This is a genomic window from Alteromonas sp. M12, from assembly GCF_037478005.1.
In the GTDB taxonomy this organism is placed as follows: Bacteria; Pseudomonadota; Gammaproteobacteria; order Enterobacterales; family Alteromonadaceae; genus Aliiglaciecola; species Aliiglaciecola lipolytica_A.
Window position 1 is genome coordinate 3,748,685 of the sequence record NZ_CP144164.1, and the last position, 12,541, is coordinate 3,761,225.

A 12,541-nucleotide genomic window follows, 5' to 3' on the forward strand; every position below is an offset into this window, starting at 1 on the left:
AGATATGTCTGCTTTTAGCGACAAGCTCGACGATGTTTAATGCTAGCGAGTTAGTAAGGACTGAAGATAGACATCATTTGGTTTATTTCCTGCTTACTGAAAGTGATAGCATCAACAAGTACTTCAACATCCAAATCTACACTTGCTAAGATCGCTGGATTAATTGTTTCAGGCAGGTTTCCTGGGAAGTTCGTCGCCAGCATATATCCTGCAATGGCAGCCACATGCATAATAGCGACCTCTTTGTTACCCATAGCATAATCTTCATCGGTGATATGCATGATGGGCAATGAAATTTGCGTCGGCAGTTGCCAAAGTTGCAAAATCGTTGAGCTACATTGTGGATAAGTAAATCCGAGTATATTTTTTTGCAGCGCAAATGGCACTGTTGCGTGATCTGCTGGAATACATTTAGCAGCTAACTCAGGACTCTCTTTCGTCACCACCAATTCTGCTAAATTATGCAGTAAACCCAACAAAAAGAACCGTTCAGAACCTCTAACTCGCGCTAATTTGGCTAAATGCTTAGCCACTAAACCAGTGAATAAACTCTGTTTCCAAAATCGCTTCAGATCCACATTTTCATCACTCAAAGAGTCGAATGCATCTTTCGCAGTTTCAGCCATAACTAAATTATATAGTGCTTCGCCACCTAGTATGTTTACTGCTTTACCAATGTTATCGACCTGAGAGCGGAATCTAAACAATGGACTATTGGCTAATTTAAGTAATTTGGATGCAAGTGATGGATCTAAGCTAACAAGGTTTCCGATATCTTCGACGTCTGATTGATGATCATCTAACATTTGCCGAATACGCAGACAAATGTCTGGCAGGGCAAATGAGGTGCTAGCTTTTTTTGCGTAATCAATTGCTTGCATAAATACGAATACTTTTGGATGAGATGTGATTGATAGTAGTGGACATTATAGTCATGCTGAACTCAAATTGCGGTTTTTTTTTGTGCATAGTTATGGGTTTTCATATTTAACCAAGGCTTCAGCCGCACTGCTTATCCAACCACAAAAAAAAGTTGATATTTACGTTGTTAGGCGTACGGTATATTTATAACTGTTTGTTAACAGGGAAGCAGGATGGAAGAACTCTCAGGTTTAGATGCAACTTTTCTATTTTTAGAAACTGAAAAAATCCCGATGCATATAGGTGGCGTATGCATAATGGAAGGATCGATGAAATTCGAAGAGTTTTACGAATTTATGGAAAAACGTATCCATCTAGTTTCAAAGCTCACCGAAAGACTGGTTACCGTTCCCCTAAGCCTAGATAGACCTTACTGGATTGAAGATCCCAATTTCGATTTGAGTTTACATATACGACACATGAAATTACCTGCGCCGGGTTCTTGGAAGGAACTGCGTTATGCTGCATCTCAGCATTTTTCAACATGTCTAGATAGGAGCAGACCGCTTTGGGAATTTATTTTTGTTGAAGGCTTAGACAACGTATCGCAAGTACCGAAAGGATCTGTCGCGATAATAACTAAAGTACACCATTCTGGTTTCGATGGTAAATCAGGTGCAGATTTAATGGCCATGATGTGGGATGTCACTCCCAAACCTCGGCCGGTCCCCGCGAAAGTATCCAAACCCCAAGAAAAGATCCCTGGCGCGATGAACCTTATGGCTCGTAGTGCGTATAACTTAGTTACTATTCCGGGAAAATTGCCGGGATTGTTATGGGATACAGGCAAGGCCACCTTAAAAGCCAGTTATCTGTCCCGTGTACATGGCATTAAAATGCCAACCCTGCCCTTCCGCGCTCCAAAAACGCCATTTAATGGGGTGGTTGAGCAAGAACGTAAATGGAATTCCGCTTTACTCGAAATTGATCGGGTAAAGGCAATACGTAAAGTGGTTGATGGGGCTACCCTAAACGATGTGATATTGGCTATTTGTGGCGGTGCGTTGCGCCAATACCTATTAGCTAAAGGGGAATTGCCTGAGCAACCATTGGTAGCTATGGTGCCTGTCTCAACCCGTTCGAAAGATGAAAAGAACGCGATGGGAAATCAGGTATCAGCCATGTACATCCAATTAGCTACAAATGAGGCAGACCCGATTAAGCGTTTGGAGAAAATCCATGTTAATACCCTAGTTGGTAAGCTGTACCAAGAAGCAATTGACGCTAAAAGTCTAATGGGATACGCAGACTTAATTCCATTCGGTTTAGCTGGTGTAGCTTCACGATTTTATACACGATCAGCGTTAGCCAAGTGGCATAAACCATTTTTCAACTTGGTAATTACAAATGTCCCGGGCCCAAATATTCCGTTGTATCTAGGCGGACACAAGTTACTTACCAATATGGGAACCGGGCCCATTTTTGATGGTATGGGGTTAATTATGCCGGTGCTAAGCTACGACGGGACGATCACAATCAGTCCAACAAGTTCAGCCAATTTGATGCCCGATATAGATGTTTTAACTAAATGCATATTAGATTCCGCTAATGAATTGGAAGCTGCCGTGCAGAAGAAGCAAGCCAACATGGCTGCGTTTAACGCTTTGTTAAATGAAAAATAAAGCACGAAGTATATAACCAAAGAAGTAGAGAGTTTATATGAATAACGAAATAGCGACACTGCCAAACAATCGTCCCAAAAAGCGCCATATGCTCTCGGAGGGCAGATCGCTTTTCGAATTCGGTACAACCAGTTTATTGATGCCTTTATTGCTGCAAGCTCCTCGTGGTGACAAACATCCTGTGATGGTTTTGCCTGGTTTCTTAGCCTCGGATATTTCGACTAAACCTCTACGTACCTTTCTCAAAATGAAAGGTTATAAACCTCATGGTTGGGGCTTAGGAAGAAACCTAGGCACCCACATTGTAGGTGGACAGCATATCGTGAGTGACCAGTTACTCAATAAAGTCATTGAATTGCATGTCAAACACGATGCCAAGGTCAGCCTTGTGGGCTGGAGTTTGGGTGGCATTTTGGCAAGAGAAATTGCCCGTGCAATTCCTGATTGTGTAAGACAAGTTATTTCGTTAGGCAGTCCATTTAATGGCCCTCAGGGTTCTGCCCCCGTAGCGGCTAAAATGTTTGAGATGATAAATGGCGATTTAAATCAACGAGAACCAGATGCTGCACAACGAATTATTCCCCCACCACAGGTTCCAAGTTCAGCTATTTTTTCCCGTAGTGACGGCGTAGCTCACTGGCAATCATGTATCAACTCAAATGAACATTTACATCCACAATCGGAAAATATTGAGGTGAAAGGTAGCCATATGGGCTTAGGACATAATTCTCAGGTATTATGGATTGTCGCCAATCGATTAGCGCAAAAAGAAGGCCAATGGCAGCCATTCAGACAAAAAACCTTACATAGAGTTCTGTATCCAAATCCTGACAGGGCATAAATTTGAGTGAAGTAACTAATAGCGAAGAGCTGTTCGCGGACGTAAACGGAATTACGTTGTGTTACCAAACCTTTGGTAACCCAAAAGACAAACCCCTATTGTTGATAATGGGCCTAGCAACTCAAATGATTCATTGGGATCCACGATTTTGTCAAAAATTGGTGGACCAAGGGTATTGGGTGATCCGTTTCGACAATCGCGACATTGGCAGAAGTACCTTATTACAAGGTCAAAAAAAGCCAACCATTTTTTCAGTCGCGGCCAATCAATTGTTTGGTAAAAAGCTACACGTTCCTTACGATTTACATACGATGGCCGGTGATGCAGTTGCATTATTAGATCATCTAAACATTGCTACCTGCCATTTAGTAGGAGTATCTATGGGTGGAATGATCGCCCAATGTATCGCCATAGATTATCCAAATAGGGTGGCCAGTTTAACCTCTATTATGTCTACTACCGGTAACCGATCGCTACCTAAACCCAAAAAGTCGGTAATGTTAAAAATCATACAGCCGCCGCCTAAAGATCCTAAAGCTTACCTACATTATTCTTTAAAATTATGGAAAATGCTCAATGGTGACTATTTCAATTTTGATAAAAAGAAGATAGCAAAGCTTATGCAGCACGCCAGAGAACGCTCATTTAACCCTGATGGCGTGTGGCGACAGACCTGTGCAATATTAGCCTCACCTGATCGAACCTCAGCGTTACATAAGATTAAATTACCGAGCCTGGTGATCCATGGTGATTGTGATCCGCTTGTTCCCGTCGAGTGTGGGATAGCCACAGCCGCAGCCATCGAAAATTGTGAACTAGTTATTATTAAAGGTATGGGGCACACATTGCCTGAAGAGGCTTGGGATCAAATCATCAGCAGTATCGCTAAGTTAGCCAATTAACATACAATTACCGCAGTTGAAGTCTGTGGGAAAGGCCGTTACTCATCAAACATGTCTGTTTGCTGAGGTGTTGTTGTTTTAGCATCGCCGTTTTTCCTGCGTGAGGCTATGGCTTTGCGTCTCTGACAAGCTTTTATAATAACCCTTTTGGCATAAGGTGTAGTCTGATTCCAATACAGCCTTTCGTCCCTGCTGCGGAAACATCCCGTACAATAGCCCCCTTTACCTGATTGGCAAACACCGATGCAGGGGCTAGGGATGTCAAAAAACTCGAGTTGATCCACAGTGGCGACTTTTATTCATAAATTCAGATCATTTCCTATAGTTTACACCCTTATTCAAAAGTAGGCGAAATACCAATTATGATTTTAATAATGATCTGAATTCAATTAATCCAATACTATTCTGGATATTGGGCAAATTTAGGTGCCGCTTGGCCATCATCGTACCAAGCAAATTTTTCTTCCCAAAATATATTCGCTTGGGGCGTAATATCTGGAACGCCATCTAAGAAGCCAGCAGGTATGCACAGCATACTGCCATCACGGGTTAAATAAGGCACTTGTGAGCCGCAATCAGAGCAAAAAACATTACTAAAGCGCACCGCATTTGGTAGATCAAAACGTTTTATTTTATCTTCACCACTGTGCCATTGGATATTGTCAGGATCGGTAAATATTAGTGAAGCGAACGCTGAGCCAGTTTTCTTTTGACAGCGATCACAATGACATTGATAAAAACGTTTGTAAGGTCCATGAACCTGACCGGTCACTGCACCACATAAGCAGCTACCTTTAATTTCTTGCGGCATAATAATTCCTCTTATAATAATTTTATTTAGCAAAACGAATCTAGCTCATCCCCCCGCTTAATTATAGAAGCATAAGCTCAGGTGATGATAAAACCAGATAAAACCTGCAGACATAAAAAATGCCAGTTTGCTCAACGCAGACTGGCATTCTTTGTATCGTTCAGAGAATTACTTTTTCTTTGCTTTTGGGTTTGGCAAATCAGTAATACTTCCTTCAAATATTTCAGAAGCTAAACCAATTGATTCATTTAACGTTGGGTGAGCATGAATTGTCAAAGCAACATCTTCAGCATCAGCGCCCATTTCAATGGCTAAACCAATTTCACCTAACATTTCACCCGCATTGATACCGATAATTGCACCACCGATTACACGGTTAGTGTCTTTTTCGAATATCATTTTAGTCATACCTTCAGTACGACCAGAAGCAATAGCTCGGCCTGAAGCAGCCCAAGGGAAAGAGGCAGTTTCATAACTTACGCCTTGCTCTTTAGCTTCTTTTTCAGTTAATCCTACCCAAGCGACTTCTGGGTCAGTGTAGGCAACTGAAGGAATACATTTAGGATCAAAGTAATGCTTCTTACCAGCAATAACTTCTGCAGCAACATGACCTTCATGTACCGCTTTGTGAGCAAGCATAGGTTGTCCAACAAGGTCACCAATCGCATAGATGTTGCTAACGTTAGTACGCATTTGCTTATCAACGTTAATGAAACCGCGCTCATCTACTTTCACGCCAGCTTTATCGGCTGCAACTAAACTGCCATTTGGACGACGTCCAACTGCCACTAGTACTTTATCGTATCTAACTGGCTCAGCAGGTGCTTGTTTACCTTCAAAAGTAACGTATAAACCGTCGTCTTTAGCTTCAACAGCTGTTACTTTTGTTTCCAACATGACGTTAAATTTGTTTTTAACGTATTTTTGATAAATTTTGATGACGTCTTTGTCAGCAGCTGGAATCAACTGGTCTAAAAACTCAACCACATCAATTTGCGAACCTAGAGAACGATAAACAGTCCCCATTTCCAAACCAATGATACCGCCACCCAAAACTAACATTTTTTCAGGGATATCTTTCATTTCCAACGCGCCTGTAGAATCGATTACTCGATCATCATCGTTTGGAATGAAGGGAAGTGAAACTGGCTCTGAACCAGCAGCTATAATCGCGTTATCAAATGTAATGGTTGTTTTACCGTCTTTCCCTTCTACTTCAAGGGTATTAGAACCGGTGAATTTACCGTAACCTTGCACAAATTTAACTTTGCGCATTTTAGACATGCCTGACAAACCTTTAGTAAGTTGCCCTACTACACTGTCTTTCCAGCCACGTACTTTATCTAAATCAATTTTAGGCTCACCGAACACAACGCCGTGTGAAGCCATTTCTTTCGCATCATCAATTACTTTAGCTACGTGAAGTAACGCTTTAGAAGGGATACAGCCTACGTTAAGACATACTCCACCTAAGGTTTCACGGGAGTCAATGATGACTGTTTCAATACCTAAATCGGCAGCTCTAAACGCTGCTGAATAACCACCAGGTCCTGCACCTAGCACAACCAGTTGAGTTTTAATTTCGCTCATTATGACCTCAAATTTCGAATTCTATTCTGACAGACCTGTAAAATACTACCTTTGCGACTTTATGTTAGCAAAGTAAAGCACGACTAAACACGAAAAATATCAAAAAAGTGCGCTTCAACATGATTTAAGCAAAAGCGCACTTAATTATGACCTAAAGTAGAATTTGGCGAAGATCAGCCAACACGTTGCTCAAATGAACCGCAAAACGTGCAGCTACAGCACCATCAATCACACGGTGATCGTAAGATAATGACAGCGGTAACATGAGTCTTGGCTCAAAATCTTTACCATTCCACTTTGGTTTCATTTCACTTTTCGAAACACCTAAAATAGCCACATCAGGCGCATTTACGATAGGCGTAAATGCAGTACCACCAATGCCGCCTAAACTAGAGATAGTAAAACAGCTGCCCTGCATATCCGGACCTTTAAGTTTTCCATCTCTGGCTTTGATACTAATTTCAGTAAGTTCTCGAGAAAGTTCGACAATACCTTTTTTATCCACATCACGTACTACAGGAACAACAAGTCCTCCTGGAGTCTCAACAGCAATACCAATATGGTAATACTTTTTCTGGATAAGTGATTCGCCAGATTCAGACAAAGACGTATTGAATACCGGATACGCTTTAAGCGCATCGGCTACCGCTTTCATCATAAAGACTAAAGGTGTAATTTTAACCCCTAGTTTACGTTTTTCAGCGATGACGTTTTGCTCTTTACGGAATTTTTCCAATTCCGTTATATCGGCTTCTTCAAATTGCGTAACATGTGGAATCGTTACCCAATTGCGGTGCAGGTTTGGTCCAGAGATTTTCTGAATTCGCGTTAGTGGAACTTCTTCCACCTCACCAAACTTAGCAAAATCAACTTTCGGTGGAGCTAGTACTTGCAAACCACCTGAACCACTTCCAACAGATGACCCAGGGGTCATTTTAGGACGTGATAATTCGTATTTAACAAAAGATTGCACATCTTCTTTTAAAATACGTTTTTTAGGACCGCTACCAGCAACCTGTGTTAAATCTACACCAAATTCTCTCGCTAAGCGACGCACCGACGGTGAAGCATGAACTTTACCACTGGATTTTTTGTCGGCCGCAGATGGATGATGTGGAACCGGTGGCTTACGGGTATTCTCAGCTCTGGCAGGTGCTGCAGGTGCCGCTGCTTGTTGAGCAGGGGCAGGTGCTGGAGCAGCTGCTTTGGGTGCTGATTTTTCAGTTACCTCTAATGTGATAACCAAACTACCTTCTGATACTTTATCGCCAACCTTTAATTCGACACTTTTAACCGTACCACTTTTCGGTGACGGTACATCCATGGTGGCTTTATCGGTTTCCAAAGTCACCAAGCCTGCTTCAGCTTCTATTTCATCGCCAACCGCAACCAATACTTCAATGACATCAACATCAGTATCACCACCGATGTCAGGTACTTTTACATCAATCACTGAGGTGCTCTGTTCACCCGAGTCAGCTTCTTCAGCTGCAGGGGCTTCTGGCGCAGATGCTTGTTGTGCTGGTGCTGGCGATGGTGCCGATTCAGCAGCGCTAGGCGCAGTATCCGCGGCAGAATCTGATGCACCTTGAGTTTCTAATTCAAGTATCAAAGTTCCTTCAGAGACTTTGTCTCCGACTTTGATTTTAAGCGACTTCACCACACCTGCAGCAGGCGAAGGTACGTCCATGGTCGCCTTATCAGTTTCCAAGGTGATTAAACCCGTTTCTGCATCAATCTTATCGCCTTCGGCGACCAGTACCTCAATCACATCAACATCAGTGTCACCACCAATATCAGGCACCTTAACTTCAATCACTTCACTGCTAGCACTTGCAGCAGCGGCTTTAGGTTGTTCTGCCGTTGGTTCTGGTGCTGACTCTGAAGCAGCCGCTTCAGAGGACGCGCCCGCAGCGGCAAGTTTCATGATCAAAGTATCTTGACTGACTTTGTCACCTACCTTCACCAAAATATCTGCAACCGAACCTGCAAACGGCGCCGGAATATCCATACTGGACTTATCACTTTCAACCGTTATCAGCGACGTTTCTGCTTCGACATCGTCACCTACAGAAACACAGATTTCAATGACTTCAACTTCTTCACCGCCCACATCGGGGACCAATACATCTTTTAAATCTGACATTTTGAGTCCTCCCAATTACGCGTAAAGCGGATTAAGTTTATCGCCATCAATACCAAACTCTTTGATAGCATCTAGCACAACTTTCTTATCAATATCACCGGCTTTGCTTAACTCAGTTAACGCTGCAAGGGCGATAAACTTAGCATCAACCTCGAAATGATGACGCAAGTTAGGACGACTATCAGAACGACCGAAACCGTCGGTCCCTAGTACTTTATATTGACCTGGCACAAATGCACGAACTTGGTCAGCATAGTTTTTAACGTAGTCGGTCGCAGCAATAGTCGGGCCGTCAAACCCTTCTTCAAGCACGCTAGTGATATAAGGTACTTTGGCTTTTTTGTCTGGGTTTAGCATATTAAAGTGTTCGCAGTCTAAACCATCACGAGCCAATTCATTAAATGAAGGTACACTGAATACTTCAGAGGCAACTGAGAACTTATCTTTCAACAGTTGCGCAGCTTCACGAACTTGCAACAAAATAGTACCAGAACCAAGCAACTTAACTTTCTTCTTGCTCTTAGCTGTACCTACTTTTTCAAGAGAATAAATACCTTTAATAATTCCCTCTTCGGCACCCTTAGGCATTTCTGGCTGAACGTAGTTTTCGTTCATTACGGTTAGGTAATAGAATACATTCTCATGATTCTCACCCATGCGACGTAAACCGTCTTGCACAATCACAGCTACTTCATAACCATAAGTTGGATCGTAAGTTACACAGTTTGGAATCAAAGCCGCTTGTACATGGCTGTGTCCATCTTGGTGTTGCAGACCTTCACCATTTAGTGTGGTTCTACCTGCTGTTCCACCAACTAAGAAACCTCTAGCCTGACTATCACCCGCAGCCCAAGCCATATCACCCACACGTTGGAAACCAAACATGGAGTAATAAATGTAGACCGGAATCATAGGTAGGTTATTGGTTGAATAAGAAGTACCGGCAGCTAACCAAGATGCCATAGCACCAAGTTCGTTAATACCTTCTTGTAACACCTGACCTTTTTTATCTTCGCGATAATAGGCTACTTGATCGGCATCTTGAGGAACGTATTTTTGTCCCTGACTAGAATAGATACCTACCTGGCGGAACAAACCTTCCATACCAAAAGTACGGGCTTCATCTGGAATAATTGGTACGATACGGCTACCAATTTGTTTGTCTTTGAGCATCACGGTTAATACGCGAACAAACGCCATAGTAGTGGAGATTTCACGCTCCCCTGACCCTTTAGTGATTGCTTCAAACGCTTTTAACGGTATCGCTGGTAAATCTTCAGTACTGTCCGCTAAACGGGTTGGCATATAACCAAACAGCTTTTCTCTACGGCGTCTGAGATAAGTCAATTCAGGGCTATCTTCAGAAAACTTGTAATAAGGTAAGTTTTCAAGATCGTCATCAGCAACTGGAATATTGAAACGGTCGCGATATTGACGAACCGCATCTATGTCCATTTTCTTGACGTTGTGAGCAATGTTTTTGCCTTCACCAGCTGAACCTAAACCGTAACCTTTAACGGTTTTAGCTAGGATAACCTGAGGACGACCTTGTGTTTCTGAAGCACGTTTGTATGCAGCATAAACTTTTACTGGGTCGTGTCCACCACGATTCAAGCGCCAAATATCGTCATCTGACATGTTTGACACCATGTCTTTTAACTCTGGGTACTTACCAAAGAAGTTTTCGCGAGTGTAAGCGCCACCTTTGGCTTTGTAATTCTGGTATTCACCGTCGACGGTTTCATTCATTACATCGAGTAACTTGCCAGAGGTATCCCGTGCCAATAGAGGATCCCAATAACGTCCCCAAATGACTTTAATCACTTCCCAACCAGCACCGCGGAAAGTCCCTTCTAATTCTTGGATAATTTTACCATTACCACGAACAGGACCATCAAGACGTTGCAAATTACAGTTGATGACAAATGTTAAGTTATCTAGCCCTTCACGAGAGGCTAAACCAATAGCTCCTAAACTTTCAGGCTCATCAACTTCGCCATCGCCCATGAAACACCATACACGCTGTTCTGAACAATCTTTTAGTCCACGATTTGTGAGGTATTTTAAGAAGCGAGCTAGATAGATAGCCTGCATTGGACCTAAGCCCATAGATACAGTTGGGAACTGCCAAAAATCAGGCATTAACTTAGGATGAGGATAAGAGGAAATCCCCTTGCCATCCACTTCCTGACGGAAACCATCAAGCTGATCTTCAGTTAAACGACCTTCAATGTATGCGCGAGAATAAATTCCAGGAGAAACATGGCCCTGAACAAATAAATAGTCGCCGCCATCTTTTTCGTTTGGCGCACGGAAAAAGTGGTTAAAACCGACATCATAAAGCATAGCTGAAGATGCAAAACTTGATATATGGCCACCTAGCTCCAAATCTTTCTTAGAGCCGCGTAAAACCATCATCATTGCATTCCAACGAATTGCTTGACGAATTTTAGCTTCAATCGTTTGATCCCCAGGCATGGTCGGTTCTTGACCTGCGGGAATGGTGTTTATATAGGCAGTGGTAGCTGTGTACGGCAGGTAAGCACCATTACGGCGAGCCTTTTCGATCAAGCTTTCTAATAAGTAGTGAGCGCGTTCCACACCCTCTTCTTCAAGTACTGCGTCTAGTGCTTCTATCCATTCCTGGGTTTCTTGTGGATCCACATCCGGATGCATCATATCAGCCATGGTGCTTTCCTTTAGTTAGTTTAAAGTTAAAATTTACTGACCGAGAAAATAAAGAATAGTTTAAATTTATATTCTTTTCTTTCAGTTCAGTAAGTAAATTACATAAATTAGCAATATTAACAATGCCAATAAGGTTATTTCTGTATTTCAATTCTTCTAAGTGCCCGTTGAATTCTGGTATCTTGTCGGTTTATTTCTAACAAGATATCTTCAATGAACGCCAAGTGTTCATTGCTTGCTTGCCTAGCAGTTTCCGGGTCACGAGAAACTATTCCAGCCAATATTTTTTCACGTTGTTTATGAATGATGTCAGTGACATCGTCTCTAATCGCTAGCATTTCAAAGTTAGCTTTAATATTTTCCTGCAACATCGACTTCAAGCTACGCATAACGTGCACTAACACCAAATTGTGTGAGGCTTTAGCCATGGCGAGATAAAAATCTACCAAGGCTTTAGATAAATCTGTTTTGTCTGATTTTTTAGAAAGCTCCGAAATGGACGCTAGTGCTTCTTCTAATTTAACGTAGTCTTCTGGCTGGCCTCGCAGCGCAGCATAATATGCAGCCATGCCTTCTAAAGCATGACGAAATTCGAGTAAATCAAATTGAGTTTCAGGTCGTTTAGCAATTAGATCCAGAAGAGGATCGGTAACCGATGCAGTAAGATTACGCTTAACAAAGGTACCACCGCCTTGCTTGCGTAACAGCAAACCGCGAGCTTCTAAATTTTGAATCGCTTCACGTAATGACGGTCTAGATACGGCGAAATTCTCGGCGAGCTCACGTTCCGAAGGTAACTTTTGACCAGCTAATAAACGCCCATCAATGATCATCGATTCAAGCTGTTCAGTGATCACATCAGAAAGTTTTCTCGACTGTATGCGTTGCATATTTGCGTGTGCTTCCTCAAAAAATGTTAGGACCTGCCATATTTTTAGGACTCGCCATAGTGTTAATTAGCAAAAAACTTAGTTTGCTACACCCCACACTGCAAATTGGTAAGACCATTTTACCTAATAG

At 42.3% G+C, this 12,541-nt stretch carries 10 protein-coding genes; 3 read left to right on the forward strand and 7 right to left on the reverse strand.

Annotated elements, in window-relative coordinates:
• Positions 1-50: 50 nt before the first annotated feature.
• Positions 51-881, reverse strand: coding sequence for an HDOD domain-containing protein (locus VUI23_RS16060; protein WP_342804997.1), 831 nt, complete (start codon positions 879-881; stop codon positions 51-53).
• 213 nt (positions 882-1,094) lie between these two features.
• Between VUI23_RS16060 and VUI23_RS16065 the strand changes: the two genes are divergently transcribed.
• From VUI23_RS16065 to VUI23_RS16075, 3 genes are read left to right on the forward strand one after another with little or no spacing between them, the layout of a single operon-like run.
• Entirely contained in the window at positions 1,095-2,543 is a 1,449-nt protein-coding gene (locus tag VUI23_RS16065) for a wax ester/triacylglycerol synthase family O-acyltransferase (protein ID WP_342804998.1), read from the forward strand.
• Positions 2,544-2,580: 37 nt separating this feature from the next.
• Positions 2,581-3,384: a hypothetical protein gene (locus VUI23_RS16070; protein WP_303501347.1), complete on the forward strand. Its 804-nt coding sequence runs from the start codon at positions 2,581-2,583 to the stop codon at positions 3,382-3,384.
• 2 nt (positions 3,385-3,386) lie between these two features.
• Positions 3,387-4,286: an alpha/beta hydrolase gene (locus tag VUI23_RS16075; protein WP_342804999.1), complete on the forward strand. Its 900-nt coding sequence runs from the start codon at positions 3,387-3,389 to the stop codon at positions 4,284-4,286.
• 38 nt (positions 4,287-4,324) lie between these two features.
• Here VUI23_RS16075 and VUI23_RS16080 read toward each other — a convergent pair whose 3' ends face one another.
• The 6 genes from VUI23_RS16080 to pdhR form a co-directional block, all read right to left on the reverse strand.
• Positions 4,325-4,570, reverse strand: a complete 246-nt coding sequence (locus VUI23_RS16080; protein ID WP_216047203.1) for a DUF1289 domain-containing protein — start codon at positions 4,568-4,570, stop codon at positions 4,325-4,327.
• Between the two features lie 116 nt (positions 4,571-4,686).
• Positions 4,687-5,097 carry a GFA family protein gene (locus VUI23_RS16085; protein WP_216047204.1) on the reverse strand — a complete coding sequence of 137 codons (411 nt, stop codon included), beginning with the start codon at positions 5,095-5,097 and terminating at the stop codon, positions 4,687-4,689.
• 168 nt (positions 5,098-5,265) lie between these two features.
• A complete protein-coding gene (gene lpdA / locus VUI23_RS16090; RefSeq protein WP_216047205.1) occupies positions 5,266-6,687 on the reverse strand; it encodes a dihydrolipoyl dehydrogenase in 1,422 nt (473 codons plus the stop codon).
• A gap of 151 nt (positions 6,688-6,838) precedes the next feature.
• Positions 6,839-8,833: a dihydrolipoyllysine-residue acetyltransferase gene (aceF, locus tag VUI23_RS16095; protein WP_342805000.1), complete on the reverse strand. Its 1,995-nt coding sequence runs from the start codon at positions 8,831-8,833 to the stop codon at positions 6,839-6,841.
• Between the two features lie 15 nt (positions 8,834-8,848).
• Positions 8,849-11,521, reverse strand: coding sequence for a pyruvate dehydrogenase (acetyl-transferring), homodimeric type (aceE, locus tag VUI23_RS16100; RefSeq protein ID WP_216047207.1), 2,673 nt, complete (start codon positions 11,519-11,521; stop codon positions 8,849-8,851).
• A gap of 134 nt (positions 11,522-11,655) precedes the next feature.
• Positions 11,656-12,411 carry a pyruvate dehydrogenase complex transcriptional repressor PdhR gene (gene pdhR, locus VUI23_RS16105; RefSeq protein ID WP_216047208.1) on the reverse strand — a complete coding sequence of 252 codons (756 nt, stop codon included), beginning with the start codon at positions 12,409-12,411 and terminating at the stop codon, positions 11,656-11,658.
• Positions 12,412-12,541: the final 130 nt, after the last annotated feature.